This is a genomic window from Actinoplanes sp. OR16 (assembly GCF_004001265.1).
Taxonomy (GTDB): domain Bacteria; phylum Actinomycetota; class Actinomycetes; order Mycobacteriales; family Micromonosporaceae; genus Actinoplanes.
In genome coordinates this window covers 5,491,160-5,508,651 of the sequence record NZ_AP019371.1, presented here as the reverse complement: position 1 = coordinate 5,508,651, position 17,492 = coordinate 5,491,160, and the positions used below count along the sequence as shown (strand labels likewise).

Below are 17,492 nucleotides of genomic sequence, written 5' to 3'. Positions count from 1 at the left end.
ACCGGCCCGGCGAGCTGTCCTCGCTGGGCGGCGACTCATGGTCTCGGTACTTTGTTGACATGGCGGTCGAGACGCTCCTGCTGCGGATTGCAACATCGGTGGCCACGGTGGGAGGAAAGGCTCTGGTCGCAGGACGGCGCGCTGCCGCCGAACGGCGCATGTCGCTCGTCGAGCTGGCCGGTGCGCGTGGCCTCGGGGTGCTGCCGCAGAGACGGCTCAACCGGCAACTCGAGCAGCTCGCCGAGACGATCTCTGACCGCCTGGGACCTTTGGCGGAGGTCGAGATGGCGATTTCCGCAGCGGACCGTGACCTGGTCCTCGACGGGGTCGCGGAGACCTTGGAGCGGACCGAGTTCACCGACGAGGTGCTGTTCGACACGAATCTGGACGAGGGCTCACTACTGCGGTTGACCGAGCCGATCGCGCGTGAAGTACTCAGCCGGCTGGCACTCGACGAGCCGGCTGAGGCGTTCTTCCGCCGTGTCCTGCGGGAGTCGATCGCCCACCTGACCGAGGTGATCGTGACGCTGCCGAGCTTCCACCAACGCAGCCTGGTCGAACTGCTGGCACGCGACGGCGAGATCATCGCACTCTTGCAGCAAGTGCTGGCACAGATGCCCCAAGCCACGGCGGCGCGAACCGACGGCGGAATCGAGGTGGACTACCGGCGGGAGATCGCGCGCAAATTCGATCGCATCGAACTCTTCGGGGTCACGCTGGCAGGTCCGACACGACGGTATCCCCTCGACGTGGCCTACCTGGGACTGTCGCTCTCGCACCATGAACAGGAGATGGATGCCGGACTCGACCGCGTCGTGTCGGCGAGCCGGCTCGTCTACATCCGAGGCGACGCCGGCTCCGGCAAGACCACTCTGCTGCGCTGGCTGGCACTCCGCTCGGCGCGGCGGTCCCACGAGGGAATGCTCGCGGCCTGGAACAGGCTGCTACCCATCCTGATTCCCCTGCGACGCTTCGCCGACCGCGACCTTCCCGGCCCCAGCGAGTACGTGACCGGCCTGTCGCGGTCGCTCACCGAACGGGTCACCGGAGCATGGGTGCATTCGCTGCTCGATGCCGGGAAAGCCGCACTGCTCATCGACGGCGTCGATGAGTTTCCCGCGGAACGGCGCGATGAGCTGCACTCCTGGATCGAGGACCTGGCGAACGATTACGCGCAGGTGCCGATCATCGTCACTTCCCGGCCCGCGGCGACGCCCGCGCGGTGGCTCGAAAGCCTGGATTTCTCCCATTCCGCGCTCCTGCCGATGTCCCGGCCCCACGTTGCCACGTTCATCCGGCACTGGCACGACGCCATGGCACTGGAACTGACCGGCCAGAAGTCCGAAGAGGAGATCGCCGGTTTCCGGCGGGCGATGGTCGCGGCGATCGACCGGAGCCGGCCGCTGAGGCTGCTCGCCACGAATCCGCTGTTGTGCGCGCTGCTCTGCGCGCTCAACTGGGACCGGCGCAAGCAGCTTCCGCGTGGGCGGATCGAGATCTACCGCGCTGCGTTGGAAATGCTGCTGCGTCGGCGTGACCACGAGCGCCAGCTCTCCGCACGGCTGGACATCGACCTCGAATACGACGACCGCCTCGCCATTCTCCAGGACCTGGCGTACTGGTTCACCATCAACGGCTGGGCGGCCGCTGAGGTCGGCCGCGTCAAATCCAAGATCGCCACGATCTTGGAGTCGATGGCGCGGGTCACGGTGACGCCCGAGACGGTCTACGAGTTCCTCCTGGCCCGCTCCGGAGTACTGCGTGAACCGGCTCCGGGTCAGGTCGACTTCATCCACAAGACCTTCCAGGAATATCTGGCGGCGGTTCGGTTCGTCGATGAGGACGCGATCGACAGCCTCCTGCGCAACGCCGACCTGGATGAGTACCGCGAGGTGATCGTCATGGCCGCCGGGTGCGCCCGGCAACACGAGGCCGAGCATCTGGTTTCCGCACTGCTGGACGAGGCCGCGGACTCGGGTACCGATTCGGTGCGGACGGCTCGGTTGCGCCTGCTGGCCGTCAGCTGTTCCGAAGTCACCTCCAGGCTCTCCCGGGACCTGTCGGAGAGAGTGGTGGACGAGCTCGGAGAGGTGATCCCACCTGACAGCCCGGATCAGGCGCGCATCCTCGCCGGGCTGGGCGAGTACGTCCTGCCGGCTCTTCCTGACGATTGCAGTTCGCTGCCGGACAACGCGGCCGCGGCGACCTTGCTCACTGCGGGACTGGTCGGCGGCCCGGCGGCATTGAGTTTGATCGCTACTCTCCGGAACGATCAGCGTCCAGCGGTGTGCCGCGAACGGCTGGCAGCCTGGTCCTACTTCGATGGACGCGAGTTCGCCCGCGAGGCGTTCGGGCCCCGGCCGGACGGCTGGGACCTTCTGGTCAGCGATCCGGCGCTGCTCCCCAACCTCAAGTACGTCACCGACCTCAATTCCGTGAGTTGCCACTTCAGCGGGGATCTCAGCGATTTCGCGCGTCGTGAGCTCTCCTACCTCGAAAGACTCGACTCGCTCACCCTGTCGGACAACCCCTCCCTGGGATCGCTCAGGTTCCTGGAGGGTCTCCTGAGTCTCCGCTCCCTGATCCTCGACCAGTGCGGTGGCATGACCGAGCCCGGTAGTGGAATGTACTGGCCAGGGCTTCGCCACCTCACCGTCCGGAACTGCGATCTGAAGGTTGATCCGCATCAGTTCGAGAGCGCCCCGGGACTCGAGACGCTACTGGTGGACGCTACCGAGATGCTCGCCGCCAATCTGCTGACCCGGCAGCCTCGCTTGAGGTGCTTGGAATTGTCCGCGCTGCCCACGCCCGTCGTCTTCGGCGAGTTCGGTCATAACAGGAGCATCGACACTCTCCTCCTCCGGGATTGCGTGATCCTTCCGGATCTGGAGAAGGCCGGCTGTCTCCCGCTGTCCACCTTGGCGATCATGGGATGCAAGGGCACGGTGAGCCTGGACTGGATCGGCGATCTCAATGAGTTGCGGACGCTCTCCTTGGTGGCGCCTCCCGGTTTCATGGCCGCCGGGTCGTTGCGCCTGCCGGCCGGATTACGTGAGTTGATGTTGGTGGATTGCGATGAGGAGATTCAGGCGGCGCTGGCGTCGGAGCACCTGACCGAGCTCACCGTGCTGAAGGTCGACGAACTCCCCGCTCTGGATGTGCTCAGCAACTTTCCCAGCCTCCAGCGAGTCGAGGTGTCGAGTTGGTTCGACCTGGACGACAACGACGACGCGTCGCGCCTGCGATCCCGGGGAATCGAGGTCGCTTCCATGGTGTGGGACTCCTGACCGTACGGCGGCCCCGATGCCCGCCTGACGTCATCGCCCACAGTCGGCGGCGAAGCCGGCCACCCAAGCCAAGGCCGCGTTCCAGTTGATCGCCAGTTCGTTGGTGGACCAGGAGTTGATGTCGTCGATGTAGCAGAACTGGGCCGGTCGCCCCGCCAGCCGGGCCTGGGCCACCTCGTCCTGCAGCCCGGAGTTCGGGCCGCCCGCGAGGGTCCCGTCCGGCGGGTGCGGCAGGGCGGGGTCGAGCTGGTGGGCGTACCACCGGCTGTGCTGGTTCTTCGCGTAGTCGGTGCCGTGGCCGGTCACGAAGGACAGGTTCAGCGCGTTGCGGCCGAGGATGTAGTCCAGGCCCTCCAGGACACCGTCGCGATAGCGGTCCTCGCCGGTCAGGTCGTACGCCACACCGAGCACCACGAGGTTGTTCAGCACCATGCTGCTGGAGCCCCACTCCCAGCGGTCGCCGGGCGGGGCGTAGGCCACGGCGTACGGATGGGCCCGCTGCACGGCGAGATAGCGGTCCGCGCCGGCGATCACTGAGGCCCGCGCCCGCTCGTCGGTGTAGGCGAGGGCGAGGCGGCCGGCCGCGGCGGTGGCCGCCCAGTCGAAGGCGTAGGGACCGAAGACGTCGGCGGTGTGCAGCGGGGAGGTGAGCACCGCGTCGGCGTACTGCTGCTCGCCGGTGGTCAGGAACAGCTCGGCCGCCGCCCAGTAGAACTCGTCGCTGACGTCGTCGTCGTTGTACGGGCCGCCGCCCACGGTGTCCTCGACCGGCGCGTACCGGATCGGATTCGCCCCGGCCGCCGCATAGGCCGTTCGCGCGGCGGCCAGCAGGCGTTCCGCGTAGCTCACGTCGTACCGGGAGAAGATCCTTGCTCCTTGAGCGGCCACCGCGGCCAGATTCAGCGTGGCCGCGGTGGAGACCGGACGCAGTTCGCGGGGCTGCTTGTCGAGGTGCGGCAGGGTCGGCAGCGGCGTCCACTCCCGATCGTGCATCTTGTGGTGGACCAGGCCTCCCGGGGCCTGCATGCGCAGCAGGAAATCGAGTTCCCAGCGCACCTCGTCGAGCAGGTCGGGAGTCCCGTCGCCACTCTCAGGGATGTCGAGCACCAGCGTGTCGAGGCCGCGCCGGTGCTCGAAGGCGTGCAGGAGCTGCCACACCGTGATGCCGCCGTTCACGACGTACTTCCCCTGGTCGCCGGCGTCGTACCAGCCGCCGCGCACGTCCAGCCGGTAGTCGCCGGCGTCCGGGGCGCAGGGGACGTCGCTGTCACCCGGATGCCCGGCCGGGCGGCCGTAGCCGGGTCGCAGGTCCTCGCGGATCTCGATGCCGCTGCGCTGGCAGTAGTAGAACTTCAGCGCGTCGGCGCGCAGCCTGCCGTAGAGGTCCCCGGCGATGGCGAACGGCCTGCTCGTCGCGCCGTCCGCGGTCACCGTGAAGCCGGCGCCGGTCTGCTCGCACGTGCCGAAGTCGATGGTGTGCGTGTTCTGCCCGGAGGAGGCGTCGATGCCGCGCGGAACCGTCGTCCCGGTCGCCACGATCCGGTTCCCGTCATCGGTGAGCTGCCAGGACAACGCCGCGTCGGCATCGGTGACCAGAGTGGCCCGCTTCGGTCCGGACAGAAGGTAACCCACCTGGTTGACCGCGATGTTCGCCATGATGGGAACGCTCCCAGCGCGATCGGATGCTGTCAAACGAACTGCCGTCGCCGGACGAACCACATCATGACGCCGAGGCCGGGAGCGAGGACCACGAACCAGATCCATCGGGTACGGGCCCGCGACTCCAGCGATGATCGGCAGATGCCGACGAGCGTGGCTCCGAACAGCGCCACGTAGGCCCCCAGCAGAATGCCCCAGAACGCGATGCCGGCGATCGTGGTCGCGTACATATCCATCGTTTCCCTTCGCTCGTTGACACCTCAATGCTCGCGGCGAAGGGGGTCCGGGCGCGTCTGACCGGAGTCGGAGCCGGCGGTATGACCTGGGTCAGAGGCGCTCCAGGCGTTCCGCCTCCGCACCGCCGATCGCCTCGCCGCGGGCGACCATCCCGGCGACGTCCGACAGCGGGATCTCCTTGAGCCGGAGCGCGAGGACGAGTGCGATCACCATGAACGGGATGAGGTACCAGAACACCGGCGCGAGGGCGTCGGCGTAGGCGGCCACGATGCCGTCCCGTACGCCTGCGGGCAGGCTCTGCAGCACGGCCGGGTCGATGGTCGCGGTGGCCTGGGCGGCCTGCTCGGCGTCGGCGCCGGCATCGGTGAACACGGTGGTGAGGTTCTCGGTCAGCCGGGAGGTGAAGATCGTTCCGAAGACGGCGATGCCGACCGCTCCGCCGGCCTCCCTGAAGTAGTTGTTCGTCGCGGTGGCGGTGCCGATGTCGTTCGGCGAGACGGCGTTCTGCACCACCAGGACGATCGCGGTGGCGTTGACGAAGATCGGATTGCGGAACATCGACAACGGCATGATCGGGCCGGCGACGCGGGCCTCGGTGACGGAGAACAGGCCCACCGAGACGACAAGGCCGGCCGGCCACCCCCAGGTGGACCAGGCGGTCCAGCCGTGATCCGCCGAGCCGCCGAAGTCGGCCAGGAAGATCAGGCAGGTCGTGGCGGCGGAGAGGAACAGCACGCCGAGCCAGTCGATCGGATGCACGGGCTTCTTGTTCGGCAGCCGCAGCGCGGCGACGCCCACCGGGATGTTGATGTAGAACGCCCACTGCCAGCTGAGGTGATCGACGAAGAATCCGCCGAGCAGCGGGCCGCCCACCGCGGCCAGGCCGAAGATGCCACCCAGGGGGCCGAGGTACTTTCCTCGCTCGGACGCGGGCACGATATCGGCGATGATGGCCTGCGAGAGGATCATCAGGCCGCTTCCCTGATGACACGACAAGCTCCCCCGCCAGTCCACCGATTCTATCTACAGACATCAACGCCGCCGGGCCGTGATGAGTTCACCTGACAACAGGCAATCTACCGGCGTTCGTACAAGTGTGCGACTAGTTGCAGCACAGGCCCACGGAATCGCGTCCCCCAGGGTCTGGCGGAGGGCTACTGCCGAGTAGTCGTCTTGAGGTGTCCGCCGATATCGGCGGTGGATTCACGGACCACCAGCTCGGGCCGGAAGACGATGTCCTGGCCCTGCCGGGTCCTATCGTTCATCTCGTTGAGGACCAGTTGTACTGCCGCTTGGCCGATCTCGGTGGCGGGCTGACGCACGCTGGTGAGCTCGATCGCACTGGCGGCGCTGGCGAGGTCGGTGTCGTCGAAGCCGATGACGGCGAGATCGGCCGGGACTCGCAGCCCGTAGCGGGTGAGTTGCTGGATGATTCCGGCTGCGATGAGGTCGTTGGCGCAAAACACTCCGGTGGGTCGCTGCCGGGACGTTTGCCCGGCGAGGCGTGCGCCGACCTCGAGTCCGCCGGCGATGTCGGCGTTGCCGGTGTCGAGCCACTCCAGTGTCGTGCCCGCTGTGGTGGCGACTCGGGCAGCGCCTTCGTAGCGCTCGTCGCGCCGCCAGCCGGCGAACGCCAGCCGTCGGTGCCCGCAGTCGAGCAAGTGCCGGGCGGCGATCTCTCCGCCGAGGACGTCGTCGCTGCGTACCGCGCTGTGCCGGCCACCTGGAACCTGGCGGGCCAGCACGACGACCGGGGTGCCGCGCTCGGCGATGAGGGTCAGTGCCGGATGGTCCACGTCGTTGGGTGTGATGATGAGCCCGTCGAGGCGCCATTCGGCCAGCCGGTGCAGCAGTCGCTGTTCACGGGTGTGCTCGCCAAGGCCGGTGTGGAACAGCGCGATCTCAGCGCGGGCCTCGGTGGCAGCTTGCTCGGCGCCGGCGGCGACCTCGGCGAAGAAGGGGTTACCGAAGTCAAGGACGACCAGGCCGAGGGTGCTGGTGCGCCCGACTCTGAGAGCCCGGGCCGCGGCGTTGGGCACGTACCCGATCGATTCCATCGCCTGCCGGACTCGGTCCCGGGTTGCCGGATTCACCAGGTGTGGCCGATTCACCGTGTTGCTGACCGTGGCGTCGGAGACGCCGGCCACACGGGCGACGTCTCGGATCGTTGCGCGCGCCACCGTCGTCCTCATTCGTCTGCTGGTCTCGGCTGCCGTGGGCGGCTCCCGGTCCTGAAGGGTACGGGAGCCGCCTGCTGGTCTAGAAGTACCGGCGTGGTGGTAGAGGCGCGATGGGATCCTCTGCCGTGGGCCGGTGTGAGCAGGTGAACGTGTGGGTACCGCTGCCGACATTCACCGGCTGTTGCCCGGGCAGTTCGATCTGTGCGTCGCAGTTGGGTGGCACGATCACCTCTACGTGCAGGGTCGAGCCTTCTCGTTGCCAGTGCACCGCAGCGTCGCCGTAGGGGGTGCGGTGCTGGGCCGCTGCCCAGCTCAGCCCGCCGCCGGGGCGGGGCCGCACGCGGAGCGTCCGGTAGCCGGGGGCGGCCGGCGCCAGACCGGCGACGGTGCGGTGCAGCCAGTCGGCGACGGCGCCGAGGGCGTAGTGGTTGAACGAGGTCATGTTGCCGGGGTTGATCGATCCGTCGGGCAGCATAGAGTCCCAGCGTTCCCAGATCGTGGTGGCGCCCATGGTGACCGGGTAGAGCCAGGATGGGCAGCCTTTCTCCAGCAGTAGCCGGTAGGCCTCTTCCAAGTGCCCGCTGATGGTGAGCGCGTCGAGGATGAGCGGGGTGCCGGCGAAGCCGGTGCCGATGTGGAACTCGGCCTCGCGGACGAGTTCGGCAAGGCGTTCGCCTGCGTGGACCCGCTGCGCTGCGGTGAGTAGGTCGAAACACAGGGCGAGGGCGTACCCGGTCTGAGTGTCGGAGACGCAGCGGCCGTTGGTGGTGACGAACTCGCGGCGGAAACCGGCGGTGACCCGGTCCGCGAGGATGTGGTACAGCGCAGCGTCGTCGGTTTTACCGATCAGTTCGGCTTGTCGGGCGAGCAGCCGGGCGGAGTGCGCGAGGTAGGCGGTGGCGACCAGGTAAGGGTCAGTGCGGGCCTGCTGCGGGCGGTCCGGTGGGGCGGCCGGGTCGAGCCAGTCGCCGAGTTGGAGGCCTTCGGCGATGACGTCTCGGTCGTCGAGCAACTTCTGGCACGCGTCGACCCACGAGCGCGCGGTGTCGTAGCCGCGCAGCACCGGCCCCAGGTCCGCAGCCCGGTCGAACAGCACCAGGGGGACGACGGTGGTGACATCGCCCCAGACCGCGCAGTGGAACTGGGTGAAGTCGGTCTCGATGTGCGGCACGTACAGCGGGACGAGGCCGTCGCCGTCAGTTTCGGCGTTGACGTCGGTGAGCCAGTCGGCGATGCTGCCGGTCGCCTGGTAGAGGAACGCGGCGGTAGGGGCGAAGACTTGCAGGTCGCCGGTCCAGCCGAGGCGCTCGTCGCGTTGCGGGCAGTCGGTGGGCACGGAGACGAAGTTGCCACGCATGCTCCACCGCACGTTGTCGTGCAGTCGTTCAACCAGCGGGTCGGAGCAGGCGAAGGTGCCGGCTTCGGGCATGTCGTCGTGGCAGACGACCGCGACGACTTCGGCCGGGTCGAGCTCGCCGGGCCAGCCGGTGATCTCGGCGTAGCGGAATCCGTGGTAGGTGAAGCGTGGTTCCCAGGTCTGGGCGCCGGCGCCGGCCAGAACGTAGACGTCGTGGGCAACAGCGGTGCGGATCGGTCGGGTGCACAGACGGCCGTTCTCGAGCACTTCGGCGTGCCTAATGCCGATCTCGGTCCCGGCCGCGCCGGTGACGGTGATCCGCAGCCGACCGGCGAGGTTCTGGCCGAAGTCGAGCAGGTACGTGTCGTCATCGAGGCGGGCCACGGTGATCGGTGACAGTTCCGCAGTACGGCGCACCGGCGGCCCGCCGGGCGCGACCAGCTCACCCACGGCCGGGTTCTTCTCCTGTACGGGAGTCCAGCCGGTCGGTTCGATGCGAGCGTCGTGGCGTTCGCCGTCATAGATGCTCGACGCGGTGATCGGCCCGTACGCCCACGTCCACGTGCCGTCGGTGACGACCTGCTCGGCGGTGCCGTCGATGTAGTGAAGCTCGAGCTGCACCAGCAGGGCCGTGTCGGTGCCGTAGCGTTCGCCGACTCGGTTCCAGGCGTATTCGCCGCGCCACCAGCCGTCGGCCAGCCAACCGTCGATCGTGTTCGCGCCGACGCGGAGCAAGTCGGTGACCTCGTATGTCTGGTACGGCAGCCGGTGGTGATAGCTGGTCCAGCCCGGTGCGAGCACGTCGTCGCCGGCAGATGTGCCGTTGAGCTGCAACTCGTAGACGCCACAGGCTGTCGCGTAGGCCCTGGCCTTGAGCAGTCCGGGCCGGACCGTGAAATCGCGCCGCAGCAGAATCGGCCGTCGATCCCCCGGGCTGCGGTCGGTGGAGCCGACGAAACCAGCCGTCCAGTCGTCGGACTCCAGTAGTCCGGCCTCGACCGTCGTCGGCTCGCTCCACGGCGTCGGTTCGGTTTCACCGGCCGCCCAGACCCGCACTCGGACCTCTACCTGCTGGCGGGAGGTCAGGGCCGGGCCGGGCCACGGGACCAGGACACTGTCGCCGGAGTTGACCCGTCTGAAGATCTTTCCGTTGATCTGAAGCTGGTAGGCGGCCTGGCGCCAGCCAGGCTGGACGGTCTGCACCTGCCAAGACAGGCGCGGCGTGCGTTCACCAATGCCGACAGGACGGTCATGGTGCTCGATGCGGGGGGCGTGCACACGGGTACCCGTGCCGTTCAGGGCAGCCACCGCGGCTCAGCCCTTCACCGCGCCGGCCGCCAGGCCGCGCATGACTCGCTGGTTGAGGAAGATGTAGATGGCCAGGATCAGCAGCACGTTGATGCAGATCGCGGCGAAGGTCGGGCCGTACTCGACCACGCCGAACTGGCCGGTGAAGTTGAGCAGGCCGACCTGCACGGTGCGCTGGGCGTCGTCGGTGGTGAAGGTGAGCGCGATGAGCAGGTCGTTCCAGAGGAAGAAGAACTGCACGAGCGCGATCGTCAGCACCGAGTTGCGCATCATCGGGAAGCCGATCGAGACGAACGACCGGATGACGCTGGCGCCGTCCATGGCCGCCGCCTCGAAGACGGTCTTCGGGATGGCCCGGAAGTAGGTGGCCATCATGAAGACCGTCAGGGGTAGGCCGGTGGCGGTGTAGGTGATGATCAGCGGCCAGAGGGTACCGGTCAGGTGCAGGTTGAAGTAGACGGTGAACAGCGGCAGCAGGATCATCTGCCCGGGGATCATGATGCCGGCCAGGAAAAGAAGCAGAGTGGTCTGCCGGCCTTTCCAGACGAGCACTTCGAGTGCAAACCCGGCCGCGGTGCCGAGCACGATGATCAGGGCGAGGGCGGGCACGACGGTGAGCAGCGAGTTCTGCAGGTAGGTCGCCACCGACGACCACGCCTGGGTGTAGTTGTCGAAGTTGGTGAAGCTTTCCGGCAGGGCGGTGGTCGAGCCGTTGAGGAACTCGTCCTGGGTCTTGAAGGAGCCCAGGAACAGCCAAATCAGCGGCTACACCACGATGATCAGCAACAGGGCGACGCAGGCGTAGCCGGGCAGCCGGCGCGCGGTGCGCCGCCAGTCGCGGGTGTGCTGCGGCGCCGGGACGCCGTGTTTGGCCGGGGCCGGGCGGCTGGTGGTCAGTGTCATGGCTATCCCTGTCCCACGTCGCGGCGCGTCGCGCGGAAGATGACAACGGTGACCAGCAGGCACAGCACGGTGAGGGTGAGCGCGATGGTCGAGCCGTATCCGTAGTCGCCGTAGGCGAACGAGGTCTGGTACATGTACAGCGTCAGTGGCGTGGTGGCGCTGCCCGGTCCGCCGCCGGTCAGGGCGTAGATCGAGTCGAACGCCTTGAGCGTGCCGTTGATGCTGAACACCAGCGAGCTCACCAGGACCGGCAGGGACAGCGGCAGCACGATGCTGCGGATCTGGCGCCAGGTGCCGGCGCCGTCCATCGAGGCGGCTTCCATCATCTCGTCCGGGATGTCGAGCAGGCCGGCGTAGAGCAGCACCGCGTAGAAGCCCATCGAGCGCCAGATGTCCATGAGCGCGACGACGAGGAATGCGTGGCCGGGGGTGCTGAAGAAGTCGATGCCGGTGCCGCCGAGCGCCTCGATCGCGGCGTTGACCGGGCCGGTCTGCGGCGCGTACTCGAAGAACTTCTGGAACAGCAGGGCGACCGCGACGGTGGGGAGGATGACCGGGAAGAAGACCAGGGTTCGGATGATCGAGCCGGCCCGGCGCAGGAAGAAGACGTAGAGGAGCGCGAGCAGGTATCCGACGAGGACCTGTCCGACAGTGATGACGACGGCGTACTTCACGGTGAACCACAGCGCGGGAAGAAGGGCTGGGTCGTCGAGCAGTTTGCTGAAGTTCGCCGTCCCGGCCCAGGTGAAGCCGGAGATGACGCTGCCGGTGAAGAAGGTGTAGCCGAGAGACCACAGCATCGGCACCAGCATGATCAGCGAGTAGACCAGCAGCGCCGGTCCCAGGAGGAGAGCGACCGATTTACGGTCGCCGAGCACGCTGTGCATTCTTCTTGTTGCCTCTCTAGCTTTCTCGTTGCCTTCCTGGGTGAGCGCCGGCGGCGAGACGCCCCCGCCGGACCGCCGGCGCTCTATCCGGAGGGTCAGCCCAGGTTGGCGGTGACCGTCTGCATGAACTTCTCGCCGGTCAGCTGGCCACTGCCGAGCAGGCCGCCGTTGCCCTGGCTGATGGTGGTGGCCTTGGCGGAGAAATAGGCCTCGAACCACAGGACGCTGGTCTGCACGTTGCCGATCTCGGTCTGGATCTCCTTGGTCAGCGCCGGCACCTCGACGCCGGCGTCGGTCGCGAAGCCGGTGATCTGGCTGGAGTCACGCAGCGCCACCGTGCCGTAGTTGTCGACGATGCACTTCACCCACGCCTGGGTGTTCGCGTCGCCCTCGTAACCCTTCTTCGAGATGGCGATCGCGGTGCCGACGTTGGCCGGCATCTGGTCGGCGGTGCCGACGCCGCCGGTGACGGCCGGGAACTTCAGGAAGCCGACGTTGTCCACGCCGATCTTGTTCTTGGTGTCGTCGTTGAAGTCCGACAGCGCCCAGGACCCCATGTAGATGAAGGCGGCCTTGCCGGTCAGGAAGGTGTTGAGCGCGGTCGCGTAGTCGATCGACGTGGGCGACTTGCCGAAGTAGCCGGCCTTGCCGAGCGCGGCGATCGCGTCGGCGGCCGCGATGTACTGCGGGTCGGTGAGCTTGGCCTGCCCGTCGGCGACCTTCTTGAGCGCGTCCGGGCCCTGAGAGCGCAGGATGTAGTTGCCGACCCAGCGGGTCACGCCCCAGCCGTCGCCGCCCTTGCCGGCCTGCGAGATCGGCTGCACCCCGGCGGCCTGCAGTTTCGCGAACGCCGCGACCAGCTCATCCCAGGTCGCCGGCGGCGTGGTGATGCCGTTGTCGGCGAGCAGCTTCTTGTTGTACCAGATGCCCTCGATGTTCAGCTCGGTCGGCAGAACCAGCTGCTTACCGTCGTACAGACTCTTGATCGTGGACGACGCGGCCGGCAGAACGCCCTCGGACACGCTCGCCGCGTCCAGGACCGAGCCGTTGCCGGCGAGCTGGCTGGTCAGCGACGGCGCGTTCGCGGCGGTGAACAGCTGTGGCAGCGCGCCCTGACCGGCGAGCAGCTGAAGCTGCTGGTCCAGGCTGGCCTGCGCCTGATTCTTGATCTCCAGCGGCTGCGCCGTGTTCTGGGTGGCGCACTCCTTCTGGCTCAACGTGGTGAGGGTCTTGGCGATGGTGGTGTTCTCGTTGATCGCCAGGAACGAGAAGTTCTCGGCCGACGAGCCGCCGGAGGCGGTGTCGTCGTCTGCCCCACCGCAGGCGGTGGTGCAAGCAACAAGCGCCAGAGCGCTGATCACCGCCGCCACGCGGGCGGGTCGGCGGGTGCGCGGAGATATGGGTGCCACAGGTCCTCCTTGACGACCGCGGGAAGTCTTCGTTGAAGCGTCTAAAGACTCTGTGGGCAATGACACGTGGTCAATACGAGGTTGCTGATACCGCTTATTGACCGCTTGGATATCCGCAGTTCACGATCGCTACCAGCGTTTATCGCGATTCAACACGCGTGAAACAGAGTCGGCGTGGCGCGGCGTGTACAGGCCCTTCTCCAGGACGGTGGCCACTTGAGGGCTGTTCGGGATTGAAGCGTCTGACCTACGCTCTGCCCGTGATCAGGATCGCGGACGTCGCCGCGCACGCCGGCGTGTCCGTCGGCACCGTCAGCAACGTGCTCAACCGGCCGGACGCTGTAGCTCCGGCCACGCGTCAGCGGGTACACGCTGCCATCACGTACCTCGGCTACGTGCCGAACGAGGCGGCCCGGTCGCTGGCCGCCGGGCGCCGCCGCGCCATCGGCCTGATCGTCCCGGACGTGACCAATCCGTTCTTCGCCGACCTGACCCGAGGCGCCGAACAGGTCGCCGATCAGCGTGACGTCGTGGTCATGCTGTACAGCAGCGGCGAGTCCGGCGAACTCGAAGCCCGCTATTTCGACCGGTTGGAGAGCCAGCGGGTGCAGGGAATCCTCGCCAGTCCGGTGCACGAGGCGGCGCCCGCGGTCACCGATCTGGCGCGCCGCGGAACCCCGGTGACACTGGTCGACCGCGGCTCCTCACGGCGGGACCTGTGCTGCGTGTCGGTGGACGACCACGCCGGCGGCCGGCTCGCCGCTGAACACCTCATCGCCACCGGCCATCGCCGTCTGGCCTTCATCGGCGGACCGTTGTCCATACCTCAGGTCGCCGCCCGCCTGGCCGGTGCGCACGCGGTATCCGCGGCGGCCGGCGCGACGCTCGAGGTCATCGAGACCGAGACCGTGAGCGTCGTGACCGGCCGCGGGGTGGGAGCCTCACTGGCCGGCAGGTCGGCGCCGGCCCGGCCGGACGCGGTGTTCTGCGCCAACGACCTGCTGGCGCTGGGGTTGTTGCAAGCGGTCAGCGGCCACGGTCTGCGGGTGCCGGCCGAGCTGGCGATCGTCGGCTACGACGACATCGACCACGCCGCCGCGGCCGCCGTGCCGCTGACGTCGGTCCGGCAGCCCCGCGCCGAACTGGGCCGGGTTGCCGCCGAGCTGCTGTTCGAGGAGATCGCCGAACCGGGACAGCACCGGCATCGGCAGGTGGTCTTCCAGCCCGAACTGGTGGTCCGGCAATCCAGCGGCTCGACCCCGGCCGCCTGATGCAGCCGGGGTCATCGCCTCATCGAGTGATCAGCGGGGATGGGCAGCCAGCCGGGCAGATGCAGTGAAGCCGGGAACGACCTGGTTGGGCTGCGTCGCGTCCACGGCGGCGCCGGTGGTGCCGACAATGCTGCGGATGCCGCCGCCGAACGCGATGACCGCGGTCGTCATCGCGGTGAAGCGGACGCCGGCGCGCTGAGGGGCCTCGATGGAGGTCCAGGCGTGCGCCGGCGCGCCGGCGAAGGTGGAGTCGAGGAACAGCGTGTAGATCGCCGTGCCGGTGGCCGCGTGAGTCGTCACGCCGGACGCGACCTTGTATGACGCGTAGCCCTCCTTGGCGCCGTCCATCCAGGCGGCCTGGTTCGGCGGGTCGTACGGGAACTCGCTCTGGTAGAAGACCGTCCGGCCGCGCTCGCCGTTCCAGACGACCTGGTTCTTCTGGTGGTGTTCGACGAACAGCCCGAGCGCGGTGACGTCCGTGCCGTTGACGACGAGCCCGGTGTCGCTGGTGTTGCTGGTCCAGCCCACGCCGGTGCCGTGGTCGGCGCGCCAGAGCCAGTTGTCGTCGAGGATGACTTTGCTCTGGTTGACCTGCAACGAGATCTTGCTGGAGCCGGCCTGGGCGCCGCCGACGCGGACGAACAGGTCGCTGAGCGTCGTCGGGTTCGTCGCGTCACCGATGTTGTTGGCGTTGCCGGTTCCGACCTTGACCAGCACGTCGGTGCCGGGGCTCGCGTCGACCAGCAGGCTGGAGATGACGACTCCCTTGACGTCGCCCACCTCGATCGCGGCCTGCCCGCCGGTGGGTGCCAGCGTCGCATATCCCATGCCCATGACGACGGTGTCGGCTCGGGTCACCGTGATCGGGCCGTTGAGGCGGTAGATGCCGGGGGTGAGGATGAGGTGCTTACCGGACGCGAGAGCCTTGTTGATCGTCGCGGCGGTGTCGGTGCCCGGTTTGGCGATGTGGAACCGGGAGATCGGGATGCTGGTGCCGGCAGTGCTGTTGGTCGCCCAGTTAACGCCGGAGGCGTTGGTGCGGGCCTTCGGCACGAAGACCGCGTAGGAGTCGCCGTTAACGGTAAGGAAGGGGGCGGGCCGTGACGTCGGGGTGGTCGGCAGGGTGGTGATGCCGCGGCCGGTGAAGTTGCTAGGCGGTGCACCCTTCACGCCGGAGAAGACCAGGTTGGCCGAGCCGCCACGCCAGCTGCCGATCTGACTATCGCGCACGTAGTACTGCGCCTGGCCCGGTCCGGCGTCGCCGCCGCTGTCGACGGTGCCGCTGATGCGGCTGTCGGCCATGGTGGTGCCGAACAGGGTGGCGCCGTAGGCGCCGTTGAGGTCCAGGTTGCCCCGGATGTCGACGCGGCGCAGCGAAGACGCCTGAGAGGTGGCCCAGCGCATCGTGTGCGCCGGCGCCACGCCCTCCGGCTTGGCGCGCTGCGCGTCGGCACCCACCGGCCGCTGGATCGGATTGATCGAAATGTTGGCCAGTGATCGGTAGAAGTTGGTCAGCCCGTCGGACGAGCCGTCGGTGTTCTGCCGCGGCTCGGAGTGCAGGGCGCCGTTGATCGTGACGCTGGTGGGTGACGTGCCGAGGCCCGCAATAGAGGTGTAGTAGCCGACTTCGCTGTTGACGATGCCGGTGGCCGTCGCTGGATCATTCTGGCCGGCCGCGCTGCCGTAGACGCCCGGCTTGAAGTAGACCGCCTGCCGGTTGGTGCTGAACTCCGGCTCAGCGGAGATCTTCTGCAAGAACGCGTTGATCTCAGTGACCGGAGTCTTCGCGTCGAAGATCTTGACGTTCGGGCCGAAGTCCGGTGTGGTTGCCGCCCACGCCGACGGGGCGGCGCCGGCGAACGCGAGAGTGCTGGTGGTCATGATGGCAGCGAAGATCGAGACTGCCACGGGGTTTCGTCGCCGTGTTCGCACGATGTCTCCTCAGCTCGGCGCGCCGTACCCACGTGGTGGCCGCGGGTGGGGATGGCGCGCGGGGTGCCGTCACCGTGCCTGAAAGCCAGGGCAGTGGAGAAGACGAGATTGTTTATACGGTGTATCCGGTGTGTGAATGAACGGTGTATCGGCGCTATTGCTGGACCTGTATGGCGGCGTCGAGGAAGCACTGACGCAGCCATTGATGTGCTGGATCGTTCTCGTGACCCGGGTGCCACCACATCGCTTCGACGATCGGCGCGGTCGGGAAGGGACAGTCGACCATCCGTACGCGGGCGGTGGCCTCCATCCCGGCGCCGAGTTGTCGTTGTACCAAGGCGACCCGGCTGGTTCCGGCGATCAGGGCGGGCAACACGGTGTAGCTGTCGACGACCAGCCGTGCGTCGAGGTCGATGCCGTGGGTGCGTAGCTCGCGGGCAGCGGTGGTGATCGCGGTGCCGTCGTGGTAGGTCAGCACCCATGATCGGCGGGCCAGGTCTTCGCCGGTCAAGGCCGTATCCGTTGAGGCGTCGATGAGGCACGCCCACTCGTCCTGATACAGGTTGCGGTGCGGTAGACCGGTGACGATGCCGTGTGGCAGCACCAGCAGGTCAACGTCGCGCAGCTCGTCGGCGGCCTGATCGACGTTCTGCCGGGTGGTGGGCTGAACATGCATCCGCACGTGGGGTGCCCGCTCATCGATCAGCGCCGCCACAGCCGCGCCGAGCACGGATAACGCGTAGTCCGACATGATGACGGTGAAGGTGCGCCGCGACAGCGTCGGGTCGAAGTCCGGTTGAGCGCTGAGAACCTGGTCAGCGGCGGCGACGACGTCAGCGGTCGGTGCGGCGAGACGGGCCGCCAGTGGAGTGAGTTGATAGCTCTGCCCGACTCGAACGAGCAAGTCATCGCCGAAATGTCTACGCAGTCGGGCCAGGGCTGAGCTCATCGCAGGCTGGCTGATCTGGAGCCGCTCGGCGGCCCGGGTGACACTACATTCGGTGAGTAGCGCATCCAGCGCGGTCAACATATTGAGATCGACATGGCGGGCCATCGCCAGAC

Annotated in this window: 13 protein-coding genes; 2 read left to right on the top strand and 11 right to left on the bottom strand. The window is 67.8% G+C overall.

The genetic code is table 11. The features are described from left to right. Nucleotides 1–59 precede the first annotated feature (59 nt). Nucleotides 60–3,287, top strand: coding sequence for an NACHT domain-containing protein (locus tag EP757_RS25095; RefSeq protein WP_127549946.1), 3,228 nt, complete (start codon nucleotides 60–62; stop codon nucleotides 3,285–3,287). 30 nt (nucleotides 3,288–3,317) lie between these two features. On the opposite strand, the gene EP757_RS25090 is transcribed toward EP757_RS25095, so the two are convergent. From EP757_RS25090 to EP757_RS25055, 9 genes are all read right to left on the bottom strand, one after another. Then, nucleotides 3,318–4,943, bottom strand: coding sequence for a glycoside hydrolase family 9 protein (locus tag EP757_RS25090; protein ID WP_370457688.1), 1,626 nt, complete (start codon nucleotides 4,941–4,943; stop codon nucleotides 3,318–3,320). Between the two features lie 32 nt (nucleotides 4,944–4,975). Then, nucleotides 4,976–5,182, bottom strand: coding sequence for a hypothetical protein (locus EP757_RS25085; protein WP_127549942.1), 207 nt, complete (start codon nucleotides 5,180–5,182; stop codon nucleotides 4,976–4,978). A gap of 91 nt (nucleotides 5,183–5,273) precedes the next feature. Continuing rightward, nucleotides 5,274–6,152, bottom strand: coding sequence for an MFS transporter (locus EP757_RS25080; protein WP_232049992.1), 879 nt, complete (start codon nucleotides 6,150–6,152; stop codon nucleotides 5,274–5,276). A gap of 185 nt (nucleotides 6,153–6,337) precedes the next feature. Continuing rightward, a complete protein-coding gene (locus EP757_RS25075; RefSeq protein WP_160165879.1) occupies nucleotides 6,338–7,363 on the bottom strand; it encodes a LacI family DNA-binding transcriptional regulator in 1,026 nt (341 codons plus the stop codon). Between the two features lie 79 nt (nucleotides 7,364–7,442). After that, a complete protein-coding gene (locus EP757_RS25070; RefSeq protein WP_232049991.1) occupies nucleotides 7,443–9,923 on the bottom strand; it encodes an alpha-L-rhamnosidase in 2,481 nt (826 codons plus the stop codon). 111 nt (nucleotides 9,924–10,034) lie between these two features. Further along, nucleotides 10,035–10,673, bottom strand: a complete 639-nt coding sequence (locus EP757_RS25065; protein WP_197725372.1) for a carbohydrate ABC transporter permease — start codon at nucleotides 10,671–10,673, stop codon at nucleotides 10,035–10,037. 120 nt (nucleotides 10,674–10,793) lie between these two features. Next, nucleotides 10,794–10,931 (bottom strand): hypothetical protein, encoded by a 138-nt coding sequence (locus EP757_RS43455; protein WP_197725371.1) that lies wholly within the window; start codon nucleotides 10,929–10,931, stop codon nucleotides 10,794–10,796. A 2-nt stretch (nucleotides 10,932–10,933) separates the two neighbouring features. Then, complete coding sequence (locus EP757_RS25060; RefSeq protein ID WP_127549936.1) at nucleotides 10,934–11,818, bottom strand: carbohydrate ABC transporter permease; 885 nt, start codon at nucleotides 11,816–11,818, stop codon at nucleotides 10,934–10,936. A 95-nt stretch (nucleotides 11,819–11,913) separates the two neighbouring features. Beyond that, nucleotides 11,914–13,227, bottom strand: coding sequence for an ABC transporter substrate-binding protein (locus EP757_RS25055; protein ID WP_232049990.1), 1,314 nt, complete (start codon nucleotides 13,225–13,227; stop codon nucleotides 11,914–11,916). A 260-nt stretch (nucleotides 13,228–13,487) separates the two neighbouring features. On the opposite strand from EP757_RS25055, the gene EP757_RS25050 reads away from it, so the two are divergent. Next, entirely contained in the window at nucleotides 13,488–14,498 is a 1,011-nt protein-coding gene (locus tag EP757_RS25050) for a LacI family DNA-binding transcriptional regulator (protein ID WP_127549934.1), read from the top strand. Between the two features lie 30 nt (nucleotides 14,499–14,528). Here the strand turns inward: EP757_RS25050 and EP757_RS25045 are convergent, their stop codons facing one another. Both EP757_RS25045 and EP757_RS25040 read right to left on the bottom strand, forming a co-directional pair. After that, nucleotides 14,529–16,379 (bottom strand): adenylyl cyclase, encoded by a 1,851-nt coding sequence (locus EP757_RS25045; RefSeq protein WP_232049989.1) that lies wholly within the window; start codon nucleotides 16,377–16,379, stop codon nucleotides 14,529–14,531. A gap of 205 nt (nucleotides 16,380–16,584) precedes the next feature. Further along, a complete protein-coding gene (locus EP757_RS25040) occupies nucleotides 16,585–17,484 on the bottom strand; it encodes a LysR family transcriptional regulator (protein ID WP_127549930.1) in 900 nt (299 codons plus the stop codon). Between the last annotated feature and the right edge of the window lie 8 nt (nucleotides 17,485–17,492).

What these genes read in the sequence shown, in the direction of transcription:
- EP757_RS25090 (WP_370457688.1), bottom strand. Translation starts at nt 4,943, where the DNA reads ATGGCGAACATCGCGGTCAACCAGGTGGGTTACCTTCTGTCCGGACCG.
- EP757_RS25060 (WP_127549936.1), bottom strand. Translation starts at nt 11,818, where the DNA reads ATGCACAGCGTGCTCGGCGACCGTAAATCGGTCGCTCTCCTCCTGGGA.
- EP757_RS25095 (WP_127549946.1), top strand. Translation starts at nt 60, where the DNA reads ATGGCGGTCGAGACGCTCCTGCTGCGGATTGCAACATCGGTGGCCACG.
- EP757_RS25080 (WP_232049992.1), bottom strand. Translation starts at nt 6,152, where the DNA reads ATGATCCTCTCGCAGGCCATCATCGCCGATATCGTGCCCGCGTCCGAG.
- EP757_RS43455 (WP_197725371.1), bottom strand. Translation starts at nt 10,931, where the DNA reads ATGACACTGACCACCAGCCGCCCGGCCCCGGCCAAACACGGCGTCCCG.
- EP757_RS25045 (WP_232049989.1), bottom strand. Translation starts at nt 16,379, where the DNA reads ATGACCACCAGCACTCTCGCGTTCGCCGGCGCCGCCCCGTCGGCGTGG.
- EP757_RS25085 (WP_127549942.1), bottom strand. Translation starts at nt 5,182, where the DNA reads ATGGATATGTACGCGACCACGATCGCCGGCATCGCGTTCTGGGGCATT.
- EP757_RS25040 (WP_127549930.1), bottom strand. Translation starts at nt 17,484, where the DNA reads ATGGCCCGCCATGTCGATCTCAATATGTTGACCGCGCTGGATGCGCTA.